24 protein-coding genes are annotated in these 20,676 nt (G+C 65.3%); 8 read left to right on the top strand and 16 right to left on the bottom strand.

What is annotated here, in order from left to right:
- Window positions 1-46: 46 nt before the first annotated feature.
- The 8 genes from VVT58_RS13855 to VVT58_RS13820 form a co-directional block, all read right to left on the bottom strand.
- Window positions 47-541, bottom strand: coding sequence for a hypothetical protein (locus tag VVT58_RS13855; protein WP_327752512.1), 495 nt, complete (start codon window positions 539-541; stop codon window positions 47-49).
- Window positions 542-608: 67 nt separating this feature from the next.
- Window positions 609-1,031, bottom strand: a complete 423-nt coding sequence (locus tag VVT58_RS13850) for a SufE family protein (RefSeq protein ID WP_405053706.1) — start codon at window positions 1,029-1,031, stop codon at window positions 609-611.
- 48 nt (window positions 1,032-1,079) lie between these two features.
- Complete coding sequence (locus VVT58_RS13845; RefSeq protein WP_327752514.1) at window positions 1,080-1,313, bottom strand: hypothetical protein; 234 nt, start codon at window positions 1,311-1,313, stop codon at window positions 1,080-1,082.
- 36 nt (window positions 1,314-1,349) lie between these two features.
- The gene (locus VVT58_RS13840) at window positions 1,350-1,601 is read right to left on the bottom strand and encodes a hypothetical protein (RefSeq protein ID WP_327752515.1); all 252 of its coding nucleotides are present in this window, start codon (window positions 1,599-1,601) and stop codon (window positions 1,350-1,352) included.
- Window positions 1,602-1,753: 152 nt separating this feature from the next.
- The gene (pspC, locus tag VVT58_RS13835) at window positions 1,754-2,134 is read right to left on the bottom strand and encodes an envelope stress response membrane protein PspC (protein WP_066560785.1); all 381 of its coding nucleotides are present in this window, start codon (window positions 2,132-2,134) and stop codon (window positions 1,754-1,756) included.
- Window position 2,135: 1 nt separating this feature from the next.
- On the bottom strand, window positions 2,136-2,417 hold the full coding sequence (pspB, locus tag VVT58_RS13830) for an envelope stress response membrane protein PspB (protein ID WP_327752516.1): 282 nt from the start codon (window positions 2,415-2,417) through the stop codon (window positions 2,136-2,138).
- Window positions 2,418-2,420: 3 nt separating this feature from the next.
- A complete protein-coding gene (gene pspA, locus VVT58_RS13825; RefSeq protein ID WP_327752517.1) occupies window positions 2,421-3,089 on the bottom strand; it encodes a phage shock protein PspA in 669 nt (222 codons plus the stop codon).
- A gap of 39 nt (window positions 3,090-3,128) precedes the next feature.
- On the bottom strand, window positions 3,129-3,302 hold the full coding sequence (locus VVT58_RS13820; protein ID WP_327752518.1) for a hypothetical protein: 174 nt from the start codon (window positions 3,300-3,302) through the stop codon (window positions 3,129-3,131).
- Between the two features lie 176 nt (window positions 3,303-3,478).
- On the opposite strand from VVT58_RS13820, the gene pspF reads away from it, so the two are divergent.
- Window positions 3,479-4,495 carry a phage shock protein operon transcriptional activator gene (gene pspF / locus VVT58_RS13815; protein ID WP_327752519.1) on the top strand — a complete coding sequence of 339 codons (1,017 nt, stop codon included), beginning with the start codon at window positions 3,479-3,481 and terminating at the stop codon, window positions 4,493-4,495.
- 51 nt (window positions 4,496-4,546) lie between these two features.
- On the opposite strand, the gene VVT58_RS13810 is transcribed toward pspF, so the two are convergent.
- Window positions 4,547-5,425, bottom strand: coding sequence for a 3-hydroxybutyryl-CoA dehydrogenase (locus VVT58_RS13810; protein WP_327752520.1), 879 nt, complete (start codon window positions 5,423-5,425; stop codon window positions 4,547-4,549).
- 182 nt (window positions 5,426-5,607) lie between these two features.
- Between VVT58_RS13810 and ybgC the strand changes: the two genes are divergently transcribed.
- The 6 genes from ybgC to pal all read left to right on the top strand — a co-directional run bounded on the left by ybgC (window position 5,608) and on the right by pal (window position 10,252).
- On the top strand, window positions 5,608-6,078 hold the full coding sequence (gene ybgC / locus VVT58_RS13805) for a tol-pal system-associated acyl-CoA thioesterase (protein ID WP_327752521.1): 471 nt from the start codon (window positions 5,608-5,610) through the stop codon (window positions 6,076-6,078).
- The gene (gene tolQ / locus VVT58_RS13800) at window positions 6,075-6,794 is read left to right on the top strand and encodes a protein TolQ (protein WP_327752522.1); all 720 of its coding nucleotides are present in this window, start codon (window positions 6,075-6,077) and stop codon (window positions 6,792-6,794) included. Before ybgC ends, tolQ begins: the two co-directional genes overlap by 4 nt.
- Before the next feature lie 130 nt (window positions 6,795-6,924).
- Complete coding sequence (gene tolR, locus VVT58_RS13795; RefSeq protein ID WP_327752523.1) at window positions 6,925-7,392, top strand: protein TolR; 468 nt, start codon at window positions 6,925-6,927, stop codon at window positions 7,390-7,392.
- Between the two features lie 18 nt (window positions 7,393-7,410).
- Entirely contained in the window at window positions 7,411-8,325 is a 915-nt protein-coding gene (locus tag VVT58_RS13790; RefSeq protein WP_327752555.1) for a cell envelope biogenesis protein TolA, read from the top strand.
- The gene (gene tolB, locus VVT58_RS13785; RefSeq protein ID WP_145907136.1) at window positions 8,322-9,671 is read left to right on the top strand and encodes a Tol-Pal system beta propeller repeat protein TolB; all 1,350 of its coding nucleotides are present in this window, start codon (window positions 8,322-8,324) and stop codon (window positions 9,669-9,671) included. The genes VVT58_RS13790 and tolB overlap by 4 nt, the downstream gene beginning before the upstream one ends.
- A gap of 71 nt (window positions 9,672-9,742) precedes the next feature.
- Window positions 9,743-10,252 (top strand): peptidoglycan-associated lipoprotein Pal, encoded by a 510-nt coding sequence (gene pal, locus VVT58_RS13780; RefSeq protein ID WP_066553204.1) that lies wholly within the window; start codon window positions 9,743-9,745, stop codon window positions 10,250-10,252.
- Between the two features lie 139 nt (window positions 10,253-10,391).
- Here the strand turns inward: pal and VVT58_RS13775 are convergent, their stop codons facing one another.
- From VVT58_RS13775 to VVT58_RS13745, 7 genes are all read right to left on the bottom strand, one after another.
- Entirely contained in the window at window positions 10,392-11,813 is a 1,422-nt protein-coding gene (locus VVT58_RS13775) for an efflux transporter outer membrane subunit (protein WP_327752524.1), read from the bottom strand.
- Complete coding sequence (locus VVT58_RS13770) at window positions 11,806-12,708, bottom strand: efflux RND transporter periplasmic adaptor subunit (RefSeq protein ID WP_066553193.1); 903 nt, start codon at window positions 12,706-12,708, stop codon at window positions 11,806-11,808. The genes VVT58_RS13775 and VVT58_RS13770 overlap by 8 nt, the downstream gene beginning before the upstream one ends.
- Window positions 12,705-12,920, bottom strand: a complete 216-nt coding sequence (locus tag VVT58_RS13765) for a DUF1656 domain-containing protein (RefSeq protein WP_020817535.1) — start codon at window positions 12,918-12,920, stop codon at window positions 12,705-12,707. The genes VVT58_RS13770 and VVT58_RS13765 overlap by 4 nt, the downstream gene beginning before the upstream one ends.
- Window positions 12,917-14,977, bottom strand: coding sequence for an FUSC family protein (locus VVT58_RS13760; RefSeq protein WP_327752525.1), 2,061 nt, complete (start codon window positions 14,975-14,977; stop codon window positions 12,917-12,919). Before VVT58_RS13760 ends, VVT58_RS13765 begins: the two co-directional genes overlap by 4 nt.
- 42 nt (window positions 14,978-15,019) lie before the next feature.
- Window positions 15,020-15,469 carry a MarR family transcriptional regulator gene (locus VVT58_RS13755; protein WP_327752526.1) on the bottom strand — a complete coding sequence of 150 codons (450 nt, stop codon included), beginning with the start codon at window positions 15,467-15,469 and terminating at the stop codon, window positions 15,020-15,022.
- Between the two features lie 166 nt (window positions 15,470-15,635).
- On the bottom strand, window positions 15,636-15,938 hold the full coding sequence (locus VVT58_RS13750) for a hypothetical protein (RefSeq protein WP_066553190.1): 303 nt from the start codon (window positions 15,936-15,938) through the stop codon (window positions 15,636-15,638).
- 23 nt (window positions 15,939-15,961) lie between these two features.
- Window positions 15,962-18,832, bottom strand: a complete 2,871-nt coding sequence (locus VVT58_RS13745) for a pitrilysin family protein (protein WP_327752527.1) — start codon at window positions 18,830-18,832, stop codon at window positions 15,962-15,964.
- Window positions 18,833-18,981: 149 nt separating this feature from the next.
- Here VVT58_RS13745 and VVT58_RS13740 point away from each other — a divergent pair, with 149 nt between their 5' ends.
- Window positions 18,982-20,616 (top strand): M28 family metallopeptidase, encoded by a 1,635-nt coding sequence (locus VVT58_RS13740; protein ID WP_327752528.1) that lies wholly within the window; start codon window positions 18,982-18,984, stop codon window positions 20,614-20,616.
- Window positions 20,617-20,676 lie beyond the last annotated feature (60 nt).

The following is a 20,676-nucleotide window of genomic DNA, read 5'->3' as shown; positions in this document are numbered from 1 at the left end:
GTCTTGGCGGGTCATGTTCCTGCGAAGGCAGGAACACGGCAATGCTTCACCCCTTCAAATCCAGCCCGGCGACATTGAACTGGAATGGGAAAGTCTTGTCCTTCGGTCCCACCACCAGATTCACTTTGATCGTCTTACTGTCCTTGATCGCGCCATAGGCTCCGGCTGCGGGCAGGACTTCGATGCCGTCCTTATTATCCGTCATCCGTCCCTTCCATTCATGCGTCTTGCCGTCATCCGTGGTGGCCGTGACGCTGCAATCGGACAGGTCGCAGATAAAAGGCGCGCCGACCAGTTTGACGGTGACGTCCGCCTCTCCCTTTTCCATCGGCTGGACCAGCAGGACGGAAAAAGTGTCCGCCGCCGTCATGGTCTGGACCGTGTTGGCGCTGCCGATATAGGCGACCTTGACCTTTCCATGCTCGCCGCTCTCATATTTCCAGACCTGCCCGATCTGGTCGCGCTGGGTCGGCGCCTTGTCCTCCGGCGAGGAGCAGGCAGCGACCAGTCCCACGGCGGCCAGTGCCCAGAGGGTGCGCATCTTTTCTCTCCTATCCCGTCGTCATTACGGGAGGAGAACGCATCAGCCGGGCCCGGTTTCCCTCGGTTCAGCTATAGCGCGAGGCAGTTTCCCGGATCAGCGCGATCATGTTGGGAATACCCTGCGTCCGGTTGGAGCTGAGCTGGTTGCGAAGATCGAAGGGCGAAAGCGCAGATTCGATGTCGGTCGCGGCGATCGCGGCGGGCGACCGGTCCTGCACCGTCAGCAGCACCAGCGCGATGATCCCCTTGGTGATCGCGGCGTTGCTGTCGGCCAGGAAATGGAGCCGCCCGTCTTCAAGCACGGTCGGATAGACCCACACCGCCGCCGAACAGCCCCTGACCAGCGTCGCATCGGCCTTGAGCGCGTCGGGCATGGGTTCCAGCGCCCTGCCAAGATCGATCAGCAGCCGATAGCGGTCGTCGGCATCGAGAAATTCATATTCTTCGTAAAGATCGGCAAGGACGGCGTGATCGGTCATAGCCGCCATATAGGAAGAAAAGCGGCGGAAGAAAGCCGCTTTTCCTCCTTCGAAGCATTAGAGGTCCACGCCCGCGGCGATGGCTTCCAGCTTGCGGATGCGTTCCTTGAGGTCCGCCACCTCGATCCGCGTGGCGGCCGATGGCGGCGCGGTTTCATCCGACCGCCGCGCCAGTTCCGCGCGCTTGAGGTCCAGCCAGCCGTTCCAGCCCCGCAGGGTGGTCATGGCGACGATGACGAGTCCCGACAAACCCGCCACCGCCAATGTCAGAGTGATAAGGGGGTCCTGCATATTGTCCTCCCTAAGGCATGTTTCCTTCAGGCCGCGTCAGTCGCGGTCCCTGAGCTTGTCGAATTCCCGCTCCAGCGCGGTGGAACTGTCGGTCGCCAGCCGTTCCAGCACGGCGACGCGATCCTTGAGCGCCTTCACCTCCGCCTGCAGCCGTTCCGCTTCCGGATCGGGGCCGCGGGACACGAAGTCTTCGCCCTTGTGCCGGCGCACGACGCCATATTTGGCGCGGACGACGCTGGCGATGGCGGTGATCGCGACGATGGCGACGACCATTTCGAACGGATTCATCTGTCTGTCTCCCTTGCTCCGCCTCGGCGCGCCCAAGGCGGCAAGCTGTGCGGCAACCGATGCGGCGCCTTCAGCTTTTCGTTTTCATGAGGTCTCGCAGCCTGGTTTCGACCGGCGCCGCTATCGGTTCGATGAACGGCGTCCCCCTGCGCTCAGCGCAGGCTGTCGATCTCGTCGGCCAGGCGCGTGTTGCGGCTGGTATAATAGGTTTCGATGTCGGCCAGGCGCCGGTCGATGTCGCGGAACTTGGACCGCACATCGCGGGTGGAGCGCGCCGGGTTGGTGCGCACGCCCTGCCAGAATTTCTCGTCATCCCGGTCCGCATAAAGGCCCAGCGGCTTGTTCTCGGCAAAATAGGCGACGACGAAATAGGCGATCAGCGTCCAGGGAAAGGCCCCCATCAGCGTCACCAGCACCGCGCCGACCCGGACCCACAGTACGTCGATCCCCGTATAGTCGGCAATGCCGGCACACACGCCCATCCACTTGCCATTCTGCTTGTCGAGATAGAATTTGGTGCGACGGGCAGCCATTTCAGTTCCTCCGGTCGGGATGTTGGCGGTCGAATTCATAGCCATCGTCCTGCGAGGGACGGGCGGGGCGGAAATCAGGATTGTCGGCGGCGACGATCCGTTCGACCGTCTGCAACCGCTCCTCCAGCCGCCGGGCGAGCAGATGAAGATCGTCCAGCAGTTTCTCGTCCTCATCGGTGATCTTGGGGGCCTGCTTCCATTTGGTGACATAGTGGAAGATCAGCCAGGGCATGCCGATGAACAGCATGCCGCAGATCATGATGGGCAGGAACACGTCCTCCATGCGTCACTCTCCCTTTTGCATGCTGGCCTTGAGCGCGGCGAGTTCGGCATCGACCTTGTCCGACGCCCTCAGCTCGGCAATCTCTTCCTCCAGCGTCTTGGGCTGCTGGCCCAAAGTTACGGCATCGGCGCGGCCTTCGGCCATGTCCACGCGGCGCTCCAGCATGTCGAAGCGGGCGAAGGCGTCATTCACCTTCTCGCCGGCATAGGCTTCGCGGACGCGCAGCCGATTCTGGGCGCTTTCCATGCGGGTCACAAGGCTGTTCTGGCGGGCGCGGGCCTCGCGCAGCTTGGCCTGAAGCTTGGCGATATCCTCTTCCGAGGCGCGCAGCGCTTCGTCCAGCACCTCGATCTCATGGGAAAGCTGTTCCGCCATGTCGGCCGCCTTCTGCTTTTCGACCAGCGCGGCCTTGGCAAGATCCTCGCGATCCTTGCTGAGCGCGAGCTGGGCCTTTTCCGTCCAGCTATCCTGCAAGCCCTGGAGCCTGGCGATATGACGCCGCATTTCCTTCTGGTCGGCGATGGTGCGGGCGGCGGAGGCGCGCACCTCGACCAGCGTCTCCTCCATTTCGAGGATGATCATGCGGATCATCTTCGCCGGGTCTTCCGCCTTGTCGAGCAGGTCAGTGACATTGGCGGCGATGATGTCGCGGGTGCGGGAGAAAATACCCATTTGAACTTCACTCCTGGTACGACTTGTTTGGGTGCGGCCTTACGCCAGATAATGCGTGGCCGCGGGGCATTCAGGGTTCGCGAGCAGGGGCATTTCGCTGGCGCGGGCCGGGCCGACCGCCGAAAGGATCAGGGTCGATCCGAACAGGACGGAGGCGATGACGACGGACAGGAACTGGCCGATTTCGCGAACGCTGTTGCTTTGCTTTTCCATGGTAAACTCCTGAACCTTGGCCTTCATTGACGTGCCGCTTGATGGGTCAGCGGCTTCGCTTTCCGACTTTGCAGGAGGCATGCCAATTTTCGAAAATGGTGGAATTGCGCCGTTTTTTACGGTCGTCCAAGAATAGTTCTTGCCGAAAGGTGGGAAATTTCACCATAAGTTGGGGCATGGAGAAAAACACCCAGTTCGTCGGCCAGTCGCTGGCCTTTCTGGATGCGGTCGAGCAGGCCGGGCGGGCGGCGGAACTCAACCGGCCGATCCTGGTGATCGGGGAACGCGGCACCGGCAAGGAACTGATTGCAGAGCGCCTCCACCGCCTGTCGCCGCGCTGGGACGGGCCGCTGATCATCATGAACTGCGCCGCCCTGCCGGAAACGCTGATCGAGGCGGAACTGTTCGGGCATGAGCAGGGGGCCTTCACCGGCGCGGCGCGGACACGGGCCGGGCGGTTCGAGGAAGCCGATGGCGGCACACTGTTCCTGGACGAACTAGGCACTCTGTCGATGGCGGCGCAGGAGCGGCTGCTGCGCGTGATCGAATATGGGGAGGTCACGCGGATCGGGGCATCAAAGCCGCTGACCGTGGATGTGCGGATCGTGGCGGCGACCAATGAGGATTTGCCTGCCGCCGCCGATGCCGGGCGGTTCCGGCCCGATCTGCTGGACCGGCTGAGTTTCGAGGTGATCACCTTGCCCCCGCTGCGAGGGCGGGAGGGGGATGTCCCGGTGCTGGCCGATCATTTCGGGCGGCGCATGGCGGCGGAGATCGCCTGGCCGCAATGGCCCGGCTTTTCCGCCGCCTGCATGGCCGAGCTGGAGGCGCATGACTGGCCCGGTAATGTGCGCGAATTGCGCAATGTGGTGGAGCGGGCCGTCTACCGCTGGAACGACCCGGCCCGGCCGATCGCGGCGATCGTGTTCGATCCCTTCGCCTCGCCCTGGAAGCCCAAGCCGCTGATGCCTGCCAGGGCGCCTGCGGAGACGGCGCCGTCAGCCGCGCCCGTAGCGAATGGCCATGACGCGATCACCGACCTCAAATACGCCGTGGATGCGCATGAGGCGGCGATCGTGCGGGCGGCGCTGGAGCGCTATCGCTACAACCAGCGCGCGACCGCCAAGGGCCTGGGCCTTACCTATGACCAGCTTCGCCATTGCATGAAGAAGCATGGGTTGAGCGCGGGGTAGGTTGACCCCTTATTCCGTCATCCCCGCGAAAGCGGGGATGACGATGGGGGATCAACGCGTCGGCACAGGTTCCGTGCCGGAATAATCATAGAAACCCTTGCCCGTCTTGCGGCCCAGCCAGCCCGCCTCAACATATTTCACCAACAACGGCGCAGGGCGATATTTCGGGTCGCCGGTCGTGTTCTGAAGCACCTTGCAGATCTCCAGACAGGTATCGAGACCGATGAAATCCGCCAGCGTCAGCGGCCCCATCGGATGGTTGAGGCCCAGCATCACGCCCTTGTCGATATCGACCACGCTACCCACGCCCTCGCCCAGCGCGAAGATCGCTTCGTTGAGCATCGGCAAAAGGATACGGTTCACCACGAAGCCCGGCGCGTCGAAGGCATGGACCACCTGCTTGCCCAGGCTTGCGGCGAAGCGCTCGACCGCCGCCACGGTTTCAGCGCTGGTGGCAAGGCCCCGGATGACCTCGACCAACGCCATCATCGGCACGGGATTGAAGAAATGCACGCCCACGAAGCGGCCCGCATCCGGCGCCGCCTGCGCCAGCCGGGTGATCGGAATGGAGGAGGTGTTCGACGCCAGAATCGCATCGTCCGCCAGCAATGCGCCGACATTGGCGAAGATGGCGCGCTTGATTTCTTCGCGTTCGGTCGCTGCCTCAATCACCAATTGGCAGGCCGCCAGCGGCGCGACTTCGCCCACCGGCGTGATCCGGGCTATGGCGGCGTCGGCGTCAACCTGCGCCAGCTTGCCCTTTTCCACCGCCTTGGCGAACTGGCGGATGATGCCGTCGCGGCCCTTCTGCGCACGGGGCAGGTCTACGTCGGACAGGATCACTTCATAGCCCGCCTGCGCCGCCACCTGCGCGATGCCCGCGCCCATCTGGCCCGCGCCGATCACGCCCACGGTCCGAATATCCGTCATTGCTGAAACCCTCCTGCACTGAATCGCTCGTCGCCAGCCCCCGTAGCGCCATGACAGGCAGGCCGCCAGAGCTTGCGGGCCGGGCGAAAGCGGACGGAAAGCCCCAGACGGTCGGCGGAGCGCTTTTCTTTCCGTCATTTCCGGCTTTGCGCCGCGCCTGCTTGATGGTTAAAAGCCCCGGCATGTCCGTTTCAGACCTGCTGCCCGCGCCGGCGACCGGAAGGTTCATCGCCGCCGTGCATCATTTTCCATTGCGCGTCTATTTCGAGGATACGGATCTGTCCGGTCTCGTCTACCACGCCAATTATCTGCGCTATATGGAGCGGGCGCGGTCGGACATGCTGCGCATCGCCGGGATCGACCAGCGCGGCAATCTGGAGGAGGGAGAGGGCGTCTATGCCGTCACCGACCTGCAACTCCACTATCGCCGCCCCGCGCGGCTGGACGACGTCCTGATGGTGGTGAGCCGCGTGACGAAGGTCGGCGCGGCTTCATGTTCCATTCATCAGACGGTCATGCGCGATGAGGAATTACTGACGCAAGGCACGGTTTCCGTCGCCTTTCTGACACCCCAGGGCCGCCCCCGCCGGCAACCCAAGCCCTGGATCGACATTTTCAGCCGTTTGATGAGAGGGGAAGACATCAACCCATGAGCCTTTCGATGCCCGACGTTGGCCTTGCTGTCGGCACCGCCGCGCAAGCCGCCACCATTTCGCCGCTGAACCTGTTTCTTCAGGCCGACATCGTCGTGAAGGTGGTGATGCTGGGCCTGCTGCTGGCCAGCATCTGGACCTGGGCGATGATCATCGGCTTCAGCTTCACGCTGCGCAAGGCCAGCAGGCAGAGCGCCGCCTTCGAACGCGATTTCTGGAAGGCGGAGGATATCGACCGCTTCTACGAAGCGCGCGGCAAGTCCGAATTTCCCGCCGCCAAGGTGATGGCCGCAGGCGTCACCGAATGGCGCCGCTCGACCGCGCAGAAGGTGATCGACCGCGACGGAACGCGCGACCGCCTGTCCACCGCCATGACCAGCACCATCGGCGCGGAGGTCGACCGGCTGTCGGATCGGCTCAATATCCTCGCCACCATCGGATCGGTCGCGCCGTTCGTCGGGCTGTTCGGCACAGTCTGGGGCATCATGCGCGCCTTCACCAGCATCGCAGCGGAGCAGAACAGCAGCCTCGCGGTCGTGGCGCCGGGCATTGCGGAGGCATTGTTCGCCACCGCCATCGGCCTGTTCGCAGCGATCCCGGCGGTGATTGCCTATAATCGGTTCAGCCATGGCATCAACCGGATGGAGGCCGGGCTGACGCGCTTTGCCGACAATTTCTATTCGACGCTCAGCCGCGAGTTGGAGGCGCAGCGGTGAGTCATATCCTCCTTCCGTTCGCCCTGAGCTTGTCGAAGGGTTGTACTTCTCTTCAAAGGAAAGACAGGGCTTCGACAGGCTCAGCCCGAACGGGGATAGCTAAGGTCCGCCGTTTCGGAGGACGTGCCTGATGGCCATGTCCGGACCGCCCTCCGGTCGCCGGGGCCGCCATCGCGCGCCCATGGCGGACATCAATGTCACGCCGCTGGTCGACGTCATGCTGGTGCTGCTGATCATCTTCATGGTGACGGCGCCGCTGCTGGTGACGGGCGTGCCGGTGAACCTGCCCGAAACCCGCGCCAAGGGGCTGGATCAGGACCAGAAGCCCACCGTCGTCTCCATCGACCGCGACGGCGGCGTCTTCATCGACGATGCGCAGATCAGCGATGCCGAACTGCCGGACCGGCTGGCCGAGATCATGTCCGCCAATGCGGGCAAGGACCCGCCGCCGCAGATCTTCCTGCGCGCCGACAAGGGGCTGGACTATGGGCGGGTGATGCTGGTCATGGGCGAGCTGAACCGGGCGGGGCTGAACAAGGTCGCGCTGGTCAGCACCGGCACCGAGGACGGGTCCGCTGTCAGCAGCGGTTCAGAATAGGGGCCATAGGTCTTGCCCATGGATCGCGCGGAGAAAATCGGCCTTGGCGTGGCGACGGCGGGACATGTCCTGCTGTTCGGCCTGCTCTCGTCCGGCTTTCTGGCCACCCCCAATCCCCTGAAGCTCAATTCGCCGCCGATGGACGTCAGCCTGGTGGACGAGGTCGCGCTGAAATCCATGGCACCGCAGGTCTCGACCCAGCCGCCGCCGCCCAGCGTCGCGCCGGAACAAGGCCCGACCGAGGATGCCTCACCCGCGCCCGCGCCGGAACCAGCACCCCAGCCCGAACCAACCCCGGCGCCGCCCGCGCCACCCAAGCCGGTGGCGAAGCCTGCGCCACCCAAACCCACGCCCGCGCCGCCGAAGAAGGACGTGCCCGCAGCCAAGCCCAAGCCGAAACCCGCGCCCGAAAAGCCAAAGCCCGCTGCCGCCGCGCCCGCCAAGGCATCGCAAAAGCCAGCGGCCAAGCCGAAACCCGACTCTCCAGCCCGCGCTTCGGGTCAGGGCAAGGTGGACAAGCCCAAGGGCTCGCTGCTGGGCAAGGATTTCCTCAAGGGCATCAACGCGGAGGATGACGCGCCGCGCAAGTCCGCGCCGCCGCCCGCCGCCGCCATGGGTCCGGCGCAGAAGGCCGCGCTGGACGCGGAAATCCGCCGCCAGCTCAAGCCCTATTGGAAATCCCCGAGCGGCGCGGATATCGAACAGCTCCGCACCTTCGTCGACGTGCAGCTTGCCCGCGACGGATCACTGGCGGGCCAGCCGCAGGTCGTGAACACGACCGGCATCACCGCCAGCAACCGCGCGCAGGTGACGCTGCATCAGGAACTGGCGGTAAAGGCGATCCGCCTCGCCGCGCCTTTCAAGCTGCCGCCCGATCTTTATGATGGCTGGAAATCCCTCCGCATCTCCTTCGACAAGAGGCTATCGCAATGACGCCACCCTTCATGACCGGAAAGGCTCGGGCCGCATTTGGGGCCACGCTGGGGGCGCTGCTGCTGGCGTTCGCGCCCGCCGTTTCGGCACAGCTCAGCGTCGACGTGACGGACGAATCCTCCTCCAACCTCAAGATCGTCGTCCCCGCGCTGCCCGCGCAGGCGGAAGTCTCGACGCCCGCAGGCGGCTCGACCGAACTGGGCCGCAAGATCGCGGAAGTGATCGCCGCCGACCTCAAGGGGTCGGGCCTGTTCGATCCCTCCGGCCCCAACGGCATCCCGACCATCGCCTTTCCCGAAGTCACCAGTCCCGCCTATGACAAATGGGGCGCCTATCAGGCGCTGGTGCAGGGTTTCGTGCGCACCACGGGCGGCGAGGCGGACATCACCGTCGGCTGCTATCTCTACGACGTGGCGCTGAAGCAGGAATTGACGCGGCAGGGCTATGTCGTCGCCCCCCGCGACTGGCGCCGGGCCGCGCATAAATGCGCCGACGCCATCTATGCGCGGCTGTCGGGCGAAAGCCCCTTCTTCGACAGCCGCATCGCCTATATCGCGGAAAGCGGCCCCAAGGGGAACCGCACCAAGCGCCTCGCCATCATGGATTCGGACGGCGCCAACCACCGCTTCATCACCAACGGCCAGTCGATCGCGCTGACCCCGCGCTTCGCGCCCGATTACAAGTCGATCGTCTATGTGAGCTACCTGAACAACCGGGTGCGTATCTACATTTACGACATCGGCACCGGACGGCAGCGGCTGGTGACGGAGAGCAACAATCCGACCTTCGCGCCGCGCTGGTCGCCCGACGGACGCAACATCCTCTTCTCCATGGCGATCGCGGGCAATACCGACGTGTACCGCGTCTCCGCCACCGGCGGCGCGCCGGTCCGACTGACCACCGCGCCGGGCATCGATGTCGGCGGCAGCTATTCGCCCGACGGCCGCCAGATCGTGTTCGAAAGCGACCGTTCCGGCAGCCAGCAGGTCTATGTCATGAACGCCGACGGTTCGGGCCAGCGCCGGATCAGCCATGGCGGCGGCCGCTACGCGACGCCCGAATGGAGCCCCCGCGGCGACCTGATCGCCTTCACCAAGATTTCGGGCGAATTCAAGATCGCGGTGATGACGCCCACGGGCGACAATGAGCGCATCCTGACCAATGGCTGGCAGGACGAGCAACCGAGCTGGTCGCCCAATGGCCGCGTGCTGCAATTTTTCCGCACCACGCCGGGCCGCGACGGCAACAGCCAGGTGTGGCAGGTCGACCTGACCGGCGTGAACGAGCGGCGGATACCCACGCCCTTGAGCGGCTCCGACCCGGCCTGGGGTCCGCTACTGCCTTAATCTGCATCATGATCGGAACCGAATCGTCCCGACTGCGTAACGACTTTTAGAAAATGTTGAGGAGCAACCCGATGAAACTTTCCCGCACCTTGCTGGTGGCGACCGCCATCGTAGCTCTCGCCGCCTGCTCCAAGAAGCCGCCGAAAGAATTGCCGCCCGCACCCGGTGGCGACACATCGGCTTCCACGGGCCCGACCGCGCCCTCTGGCCCGGTCAAGGGCAGCCAGGAGGATTTCGTCGCCTCGGTATCGTCGGACCGCATCCTGTTCGGCACCGACCAATATGATGTCGACGCGCAGGACCAGCAAATCCTGCAAAGCCAGGCCGCCTGGCTGCAACAGAACCCCAATGTCCGCGTGACCATCGAAGGGCATTGCGACGAGCGCGGCACCCGCGATTACAATATCGCGCTGGGTGAGCGCCGCGCCAATGCGGCGAAGAATTATCTCGCATCGCTCGGCATCGACGCCGGCCGCATCACCACCGTCAGCTATGGCAAGGAACGCCCTGCCGCGCTGGGATCGGACGAAACGGCCTGGGCGCAGAACCGCCGCGCAGTGACGGTCACCGTCCAATATTGATCATGTGAAGCTTTTGGGTCGCACCTGTGCTTCATGACCCGCCGGTCGTTCGGCCGGCGGGTCTTTTCTTTTCCCGCCGACAGATTCTCAGGCCGGGGGAAGACTTTTGCTTGCCGCCCGCCTTGGTGAAGCGGACTGCCTAACGAGCGCCGTCATCCTTCCGCGACCACCCGCCCCCAAGCGCCAGGAAGATCGCGATCTGATCCTGCACCAGTTGCACCCGCGCCGCCGCAGCCGACGCCTCCGCACCCGCCAGCGACCGCTGCGCGTCCAGCAAGGACAGGAAATCCCCGCGCCCGAAGCGGAATAGCTTGCCCGCTTGGACCCCCGACACCCCCGCGCTGTCCCGCGCCCGGTCGAGCGCTGCCGCCTGCTCGGCATGGCGGCGGTAGCTTTCCAGCGCCGTCTCCGTCTGCCGCAAAGCCTCCAGCACCGTCCCGTCGAAGCGCGCCAGATCGGCCTGCACCTGCGCATCGGCCTGCGCGATCCGCGCCTTCACCACTGGCCGGTTAGGGAAACTCCAGCTTAGCAGCGGCCCCAGACTCATGCCGAAGCTCGTCCCCGAACCGAAGCTTTTCAGCGGCCCGCCCAGCCCCAGCGATCCGCCGATGCTGATCTGCGGATAAAGGTCCGCCGTCGCCACCCCGACGCGGGCGGTATCGGCGGCGATCTCTCGTTCCGCCTGCCTGATATCGGGCCGCCGCCGGATAAGCGCCGCGCCGTCGCCCACCGGCAGCGGCGCATGCAGCACCGGCAGGGTCGCGCAACCCTCCACCTCCTTCGGATAATCCGCCGGCGCCCGCCCCAGCAGCGTCGCCAGCAGGTACAACCCGCTCTGTCGCTGCGCCTCGAAAGCGGGCAGGCTCGCCTCGCTGGCATCGACGGCCGCCCGCGCCCGGCTGACGTCGAACGCCGTGCCGCGTCCGCCCTTGAACAATCGCTGCGTGGCGTTGAGCGTCTCGCGCTGCAAGGCGACCACCCGGCGGTTGACGGCCAGCGAATAATTGGCCGCGCAGACCTGCGCATAGGCCTTGGCCGTGGCCGCCGCGACGCTGACGCGCGCATAGTCGCGCGCTGCCACGACCGTTTCCAGATCGGCGGTGCTCGCCTCGATCGCGCGCTTGATCCGACCGTTCAGATCGAGCGGATAGGAGGCGCCGAGGCCCAGATCATAGCCGACCACGCCCGGCAAGCTCTCGCCCGTGCCCGAAGGCCGCGCCAGCGACACACCGCCGCTGATCGCCGTGCCGATCGTCCGCCCCGCCTCCGCCTCGCGCAGCACGGCTTCCGCCGCGATCAAATTCGCGTCGGCCACGCGTAGGTCGGTATTGGCTGACAGGGCCTGCTCGACCAGCGCGTCCAGCCTGGGATCATCATAAAGCCGCCACCAATGGTCGGGCAGCTCGGCATTGCTGAAACCCGCCCCCTGCGCCGACAGGAAGGCGCCCTGCGCACCCGGAGCCGTCGCGGCCGATTGTTCCGGCGGCCGGTAATCCGGTCCCGCCGTCGCGCAGGCCGCCAGCGCCAAAGCCAGCAAGGGCGTCCAGCCCCTCTTACGCATGGTGGCAAGCCCCCGGCTTCGCGCCCTTCCTCGCCGGTTCGATCGTCACCGTGGCGGTGCGCCCGGCAATCAGCTTCACCTCCGCAGGCACTTTGGTCAGTTTCACCCGCACCGGAATGCGCTGGGCCAGGCGCACCCAGGAAAAGGTCGGCTCGACCGTCGGCAGCAGATTGCCGCTGTCGCTCCGGCTCGAATCATTGATGCCATAGGCGATGCTGTCGACCCGGCCATGCAGGTCCTCCGCCTCGCCCATCAGCCTTACCGTCACCGGCGCGCCGATGCATACGAGCGGCAGCTTGGTTTCCTCGAAATAGCCCTCGACGCGCAGGCTGTCGCGGTCGACCAGCGCCATGGCCTGCTGCCCCGCCGCGACGAAATCGCCCGGATGCAGGTCAAGATTCGTGACCACACCGTTGACCGACGCCACCACCTGCGTGCGCTTCAGGTTGAGCGCAGCGGCGTCCCGGGCGCTCATCGCCTCGGCCAGCGCAGCCTCCGCCGTCGCCACCCGCGCGACATTCTGCTCATGCGCTTCCTTCGCGACGAGGTCGCCCAGCGCGACGTCGCGTGTCGCCTCCCGCCGCGCCTGGCCCAATGTCGCCTTGGCGCTGGCGATCCGCGCCTCGGCCTGCTCCAGCGCCAGCGCATAGCGCGGCCGGTCGATCACGAACAGCAGGTCGCCCGCCGTCACCGCCTGATTGTCATGCACCGCGACAGAGGTGACGAGGCCGCCGATATCGGGCGTCACCCGTACCACATCGGCGCGCACCCGCCCGTCGCGTGTCCAGGGGCTGCGCTCATAATGGTTCCACATCCACACCGCCACCAGCACGGCAATGATGACGATGACGATGGTGGCGGTGCTCCTGATCAGCTTGGCAGTAAGGCGGTTCATAGGCGGATTCCAAGGGTGGGAACGAGAATGGCGAGCGCGCCCAGCATCAGCACGAAAATGCTGAGGTCGACCGCCGCCCGATAGGCGAGAAAGCGATAAAGGCCGAAGGCGCCGATCAGCCGGGTCACGCCCCAGCTCAGGATCAGCGCGACCAGCGCCAGCAACAAAAGGGTCGGCACATAGACGCCGCCCAGGGCGATTTCTCCGGTCATGCGGCGACTCTCCGATAGCCTTCGCTCTCAGGGAACAGGTTGCGGCGCAGGCTGACCAGCCCGAGTATGGCTTCCCGCCTGATCGGAGCGCTGGGATTGCGCGCCAGATCGCTGATCGCCTGGTCGATATCGACCAGCAGGGCGGACCGGGCAGGCATGGGCGCATCCGGGTCCAACTCGCGATAATGCGTGCTGACGCCTGTCAGCACATCCGCCAGCGGCGCCGCTTCGTCGGCGGGCAGATCCAGCCGCAACTGCCGCAATTCGCCAATGGCGACACCCGTCCGCAGGTCGCGCAGCGCATCGTAAAGCGGCTGCCCGCTCTCGGACCGCGTCGCCGCCAGACGGGGTGCGAGCAGGGCGATGCGGTCCAGCATCCGGTTGATCCAGCCGCGCACATCGGGCGGCGTCATCAGCGTGGCGCGGTTGGCGATATCGTTCCACCCCGCGCGCACCGTGCGCCGGATCGCCCGTTCGACACCCGCCGACTGCAACAGCCCGGTCATGATGATCGCGAACCAGAGGCCGACCAACTGCGCCACCGTGCCGTTGGCATAGCTGGCAAAGGCATCCCTGTACCGATCCGACAGCAGCACCGGACTGCCCAGCCCCAGCAACGTGGGCAGCGCGATTCCGGCCCAACGGGGCGACGCCATCATCGTCCCCAGCAGCAGCAGCATCGGCGCATAGGCCGCCGCCAGCATGGCGAACCCGTCCAGACGCGGCATGATTACATAGCCATAGATCGCCCCCAGCAGCGAGGCGGCGATAGTGCCGATCATGAAGCCCTTGAGCGGCGCCAGCGGATTGTCGGATGCCGCGAACAGAGAGAGGAACACGCCCGCCAGCATCACCGCGCTGCCGCCGTCCTTCCAGCCACTGCCGATCCACAGCGCGCACCCCACGGCCACGGTGATGAAGGCGCCGAAGGCCCCACGCGCCGCCCCGGCATAATCCTTGTGCAATTCACGGTTGCGCCGCCCCTCCAGCAATTCACCGACGCGGGGGCTGACCGCCTCGCGCCTGTGCGTCACCATCTGGTCGTAAAGATCGCGGCAATCGCGATGCGCCGCGATCAGGGCGGACAATCGCGCAAACAGGCTGAGGCGCATCATGTCAGCCCAGTCCATCTCCGCCCGCGCCGCCGGCTCCAGCGCAGCGCAGTGGGCGATCAGCGCGTCCGCCGCCGCGGTGCGGGCGGCGATATCTTCGCCGGGGTCCACGATCCAGGCCCGCGCATCGGCTATCAGGCTTGCGACCTCATGCGGCACCTTTCCGCCGCTCGCCGCCTTCAGCATCGCCAGCCGGTCCTCCACCGCCGCGCCGAGCGGCAGCAGCAGGGAAAGCTGGTCCTGCATCGCCCGGACCGTGCGCACGCGGGGGGCCAGGCGGCTGATGTCGAAGGGCAGGTGCACCGACATCTGGTGCAACTCGGTAATGTCCTGCGCCAGGCGGCGGCGCTCCTGCTCCAACCCTTCGACCGGCTCCAGCGCAATGGCGTCATGCGACCAGCGCTCCGCATCGCGCAGCATCGCCTCCACCCGCGCCAGCAGCAAATTGGTGATGGAGCCGGGGAAAACCACGCCGTGGATCAGGCTGCCGCACAATATGCCGATGGTGATTTCCTGCACGCGCAATGTCGCCACGGTGAAGATGGTCTGCGGCGTGTCGACATCGGGAAAGACGATCAGGCAGGCGCTATAGCCCGCCAGCACGAACATATAGGATCGCGGCGTGCGGTCGAGCAGCGACACGAACACGCAGGCCGCCATCCACAGCGCCATGGCGAGCGACAGCAGTTCGGGCGCATTGACCAGCGGCGGCACGATGGCGACAGAAAAGATCGCGCCGGTCAACGTGCCGATGACGCGAAACACCGCCTTGGAAATCACCGCGCCGGCCAACGGCTGGGCGACGATATAGCTGGTCAAGAACGCCCAATAGGGCCGCTCCAGCCCGATGCTGAGCGCGACATAGAGCGCCAGCATCGCCGCCGCGAAGCATTTCAGGGAAAAGAGCGCGGCGGGCCCGCCGATGCGCTCGCCAAAGGCGTTCATCTCAACGCTCGCATGCCAAGCCACCCCACATCAGGCCACTCATCACGACTGCCCCCGCCGCTCGGCCATGCGCCGTTCCAGCAGGCTCAGCAGGTTGACGATGATCTCGATCGCGGCGTCGGGCACGCCATCCAGCAACTCGCGCCGCAAATTCCCCAACTTGGCTTCGATCTGCCCTACCAGTTCCTGACCCTCCGGCGTGAAGGCGACTCGGTTCGAGCGCCGATCATCCGGATTGGGCACGCGCTCGACAAGTCCCGCCGCCTGCAACTGGTCCAGCGTCCGCACCAGCGAGGGTTGGGTGATGCCCAGTTCCTCGGCCAGGTCGGCCTGCCGAATGTCCGGTCCCAGCCGGTCGAGATAGATCAGGCACCAGCCCGCGCTGTTCGAGACGCCGAATTCGGCCAGCGCCAGATCGGCCAATTGCCGCCACTGACGCGCCACCTGGGGCATTTTATGCGCCAAGACGCGCTTCAACTCCGATCGAGACATTTTTCTTAGATAGCTAACTAATGTCTTTCGTCAAGAGAGTCGTTGCAATTTGATACTGCATTTCCCCAAGTTACGAAAAAGGCCGGAGATTTTCCTGCCTCCAGCCCCATTACCCAACCGTCATTCCCGCGAAGGCGGGAATGACGAAGATGGGCAAATGTGATCCTCAGCCCCGGCGCGTGCCCGAAAAGCCCGCTGCGCCGAAAGCCCCAAGCTGCATCGTGCCGGTGATGCTGTCCCCGCTCACCTCAGCCTCGCATTCCAGCGTCATCGGCATGGGGATGGTCATGTTCATCTTCCAGCTCAGCTTGTTGCCTTCTACCTTGCCTTCAGCCACGTCGAGCGAGCCCATCATCCCCGCAAAGGTGCCGTGAAAGCTTTCGCCCGCGCTGATGACGGTCAGCACGCCATTCTGGTCGCCCATCGGGGTCTTCGCCACGCAATCATAGGCACCGTCCACTGCTGCCATAGCACTTCTCCTTTACGTAATCGTCAGTCGGCCAATGTGCCCATCTCGACGGGAAGGCCAACCGCGTCAAGCTGTGGTTTCACCAGTTTCGCATCGCCCACGACCACCCAGATCAGCCGGTCGGGATTGATCGCCTCCCGCGCCGCCTTATCGAGGTCGGTCGCCGTCATCGCCCGATAGACACCCGGCAGGCTGGCATAATAGTCGTCCGGCCGTCCCAGCATCCGGTTGCGCATCATCGCCCCCAGCAGGTCGGACGAGGTTTCGAAGCTGCCCGGCAGCGACAATATCTGGCTGTTGATCGTCTGGTTGCGTTCCGCCTCGGTCGTGCCCTTGGCCGTCAGGAAATCGCTGATGTCCTTGCGCGCGGCGACGATCGATTCGCCAGTCTTGTCGGTCTGCACCGGAGCATAGACCAGCAGCGGGATCGTCTCCTTGACGCCGGGAAGCGCGCTGCCCGCATAATAGGCCCAGCCCTTGCTCTCGCGCAGGTCCATGATCAGGCGGGAGGTCGAACTGCCGCCCAACACTTCATTGGCGGTCAGCAGCGTCACCGGATTGTCGGTGCCCGCCTTGTTGGTCAACAGGCCCGCCAGGATCATCGACTGCGGGCTTTGCGGCTTGTCGACCAGGATGATACGCGACGGGCGCATCATGCGGTCCATGCGGAACAGCTTGGCGCCCTTGGCGACCTTGGGCGCTTTCCAGTCCCCGAAGCGCTTTTCCAGCAGCGGCATCACATCGGCCAGCGTGGTATCGCCGGTCACGAAGATGGTCGCATTGTCGGGCCGCAGCCATTTGTCATGGAAGGCGACCAGATCGGCCCGCGTCACCGCCTTGACCCCGCTTTCCGTGCCGGAGCCTGTGAAGGGGATGCCATAGGGATGCGCCTGCCCATAGAGCAACGGCGGCAGCAGGCGCTGCGCGATCGGCATCGGCTCGGTCTTTTCCGCCGCGATCCGGGTGAGTACCTGCCCGCGCAGACGCTCCACCTCGGTCGGCGCGAAGGCCGGGTTGCGGATCACATCGGCCAGCAGGCCGAGCGACGCGTCCAGATTGGGCTTCAGCGCATAAAGGCCGACATTGGTGGCGTCCATGCCATTGCCCGCGCTGATCGAGGCGCCCAGCCGCTCCTGCTCCTCCGCGATCTGCACCGAGCTGCGCGTCTTCGTGCCTTCGTCCAGCAGCGCCGTGGTCAGCCCCGCCGTACCCAGCTTCGCCTTGTCATCGGCGGCATTGCCTGCGTCGAAGGAGACAGAAACCCGCACCACCGGCACCGTCGCCCGGCGCGCGAAGACGATGGGAATGCCGTTCTTCAACGTCGCATGCTCGACCGCCGGGAACTCCAGATCCTTGACCGGCTCGATCCCCGGTTCTGCGATCTTCGTTGGCGGCGGCGGGGTGGCGGCCACTGGAGCGGGCTTCTTGGGATCGCGGAAATAGGCGGGATGATGGATGGCGTTGCCCGCCAGCGCATTATCCTCCGCCGAACGTTCGCCCGGCGCCACGGTCAGGCGGAACACAGGCCTTCCCAGCCATTTGCGCGCAGCCTCGCTCACCGATTGCGGCGTGGCGGCGGCGGCGGCGGCCAAGTCCTTCTTATATTTGGCCGGATCGTTGGAATAGACGGCGCCCTCGGCCAGCGTCACCGCCTTGCCGCTGAAGCCTCCGACCTTCTCCAGTCCGCCGATGGTCCCCGAAAGCTGCTGCGTCGCGGCGCGCTGCACCTCGTCGGCGGACGGACCCTTGGCGAGATAATCGGCCAGGAGCTGGTCGAGCCGCTTGCCGACGGCCACCGGATCCTGTCCCGGCTTCACGTCCACGGTAATCTCCGCGAGCGAAAGCTTCTCAAACGGCTGGATGCTGGCCTTGACGCCGACCGCCACCTTCTCGTCCCGCACGAGAATATTGTCGAGCCGCGAGGATTTGAGGCCGCCGAACACCGCCATCGCCAGATTGAGCGGCGTCAGATCGTCCGAATTCACCCCCGGCACGATCCAGTTGCGGTAGAGCCGGGTCGCGGCGACATTGTCGTGCATCACCTTCTCGACATCTTGCCCAAGCGTCGGCACCGTCGCATCCACATCCTTGGGCGCGGGCCCGGCGGCGATATTGCCGAACCATTTTTCGACCTTGGCTTTGGCGGTCGGCACGTCGATGTCGCCCGCCAGCACCAGCACGGCGTTATTCGGGCCATAATGCGTCTTGAACCATGTCTGCACGTCGGCAAGGCTGGCTGCGTTCAAATCCGCCATCGAACCGATGGTCGAGTGGCGATAGGGGTGCCCGTCGGGCAGCATCGCGGCGAGTTGGGCATATTCGACCAGGCCATAGGGCTCATTCTCGCCCATGCGCTTTTCATTCTGGACGACGCTGCGCTGCGCATCGAGCTTGGTCTGGGTGACAGCGCCCAGCAGATGCCCCATCCGGTCGGACTCCAGGAACAACGCCCGGTCGAGCGCGCCGGTCGGCACCGTCTCGAAATAATTGGTGCGGTCGAACCAGGTCGTCCCGTTCCAGTCGGTCGCGCCGATATCCTCCAGCCGTCCGAAAAACGGCCCGTCGGCATTTTCAGAGCCGTAGAACATGAGATGCTCGAACAGATGAGCGAACCCGGTCTTGCCCACGGGTTCGAAACGCGAGCCGACATGATACCAGATCGACACCCCGACCACCGGCGCCTTGCGGTCGCTATGGACGATGACGCGCAGGCCGTTTTTCAGCGTGAATTCCTCATAGGGAATGTCCACCGCCGCCACCAGGCTGGAAAGCGGCGCGGGCGCGGCCACGCTGGCGGCCTTGGGCGCCGCCACCGCCTGCGCCGTCGGCATGAGGGCAAGCGAAGACAGGCCGAGCATCAGGGCTACCCGGCGAGAAAAATGGGAAAGAGTCATGGGCGCCTCATGATGGTCAATGGATTGGCCGGCAGCATAGCGAGGCGTTTTAGACGCGCAATACGCATGTGGGCAGAAGAGGCCGCTGGACAGGCGAAACCAGCGCGTTAGGCTCCCCTTCCAACCATAAAAGAGAGGTTTCGCATCCGATGCGCCTGCGCTCCTTTGCTTTCGCTTCCTCCCTCGCCCTTACGCTCGCCACCCCCAGCCTCGCCTCCGCCCAAGCCGCCCCCGCCATCACCGGAGAAGCCATCCGCGCCGATATCGGCTTTCTGGCCGACGACCTGCTGGAAGGACGGGACGCAGGCACGCGGGGCTATGACATCGCCGCCCGCTATGTCGCCGCGCGGTTCGAGACGCTGGGTCTGCAACAGGCCTTGCCGAATAGCTGGTATCAGCCCGTGACCCTCGCCGTCGCACGGCTCGACAAGGCGCCCCCCCCCTCGCTCACCATCGGCGGCAGGCGCTTCGCCAATGGCGATGATGTCGCGATCGGCGCCTTCGGCCGCGAACCACGGCAAAGCATCGAAGCCCAGGCGGTGTTCGTCGGCTTTGGCCTGAAATCGGATCGCGAGAAGATCAACGACTATGCGGGCCTAGACCTTAAGGGCAAGTTCGCGGTCGCGCTTTCGGGTTCCCCTGTCGGCATGCCGAGCGAGATCGGCGCGCATCTGGCCGCCGAAAAGTCATTGGCCGCGCAACAGGCGGGCGCCATCGGCCTGATCACCATCCCCAGCGCCAGCATGCTGGCCCGCACGCCCTGGGACAAGCTGCGTGAACGGGCGCAGAGCCCGATGGTGAGCTGGATCGACAAGTCCGGCCAGCCCTATGTCCGCACCCCTGCCATTCGCGGCACCGGCACTGTGACCGGGGCCGCCGCCGATGCCCTGCTGGCCGGATCGGGCAAGAGCCTCGCAATGATCCGCACCCAGGCCGAAAAGAAGGGCGCGCGGCCCAAGGGCTTCGCGCTCAAGCAAAGCATCCGCATCGACCGCGCCAGCTCCGTCGAGACGGCACCCAGCCGCAATGTGCTGGCGGTGCTGCCCGGCTCCGACCCGGCGCTTGCCCATGAATATGTGCTGCTGATGGCGCATCTCGACCATCTGGGGGTCAAGGAAGACACCAAGGGGCCGGACAAGGTCTATAATGGCGCGATGGACAATGCCTCGGGCGTGGCGACCATGCTGGCGGTGGCCAAGGCTTTCGCGGAAAGCGGCGAGCGGCCCAGGCGCTCCATCCTGTTCGCGGCGGTGACGGCGGAGGAGGACGGACTGCTCGGTTCGCAGTTCCTTGCCAAAAATCCGGTGCTGCCAGCAGGCGCCAAGCTGGTCGGCGTGGTCAATCTCGACATGCCGATCCTGACCTATGATTTTCAGGATGTGGTGGCGTTCGGCGCCGAACATTCGACCCTCGGTCCCATCGTTGCCAAGGCGGCCAGAGCGGAGGGTGTTTCGCTCTCGCCCGATCCGCTGCCCGCCGAGGGGCTGTTCACCCGATCCGACCATTATCGCTTCGTGCAGGAGGGGGTGCCTGCGGTGTTCCTGATGACCGGGTTCGCCGGACCGGGGAAGGAGGCCTTCGAGCATTTCCTCAAGACCGACTATCACCAGCCTTCCGACCAGATGAGCCTGCCCTTCCACTGGGAAGCCGCTGCCAAATTCGCCAAGGTGAACTATGCCATCGCCCGCGAGATTGCCGATGAACAGGAGGCGCCGCGCTGGTATAAGGGCGATTTCTTCGGGGCCGCCTTTGCACCGGATGCGCTCAAGGCGGTGAAGCCCTGATACACCACGTGCTCCTGCGAAGGTAGGAGCCCAGTCCCAAGGTTCGAACTGGATTCCTGC

Source organism: Sphingobium sp. SJ10-10 (assembly GCF_036038995.2).
Classification (GTDB): domain Bacteria; phylum Pseudomonadota; class Alphaproteobacteria; order Sphingomonadales; family Sphingomonadaceae; genus Sphingobium.
This window is presented reverse-complemented; position numbering and strand designations above follow the sequence as displayed.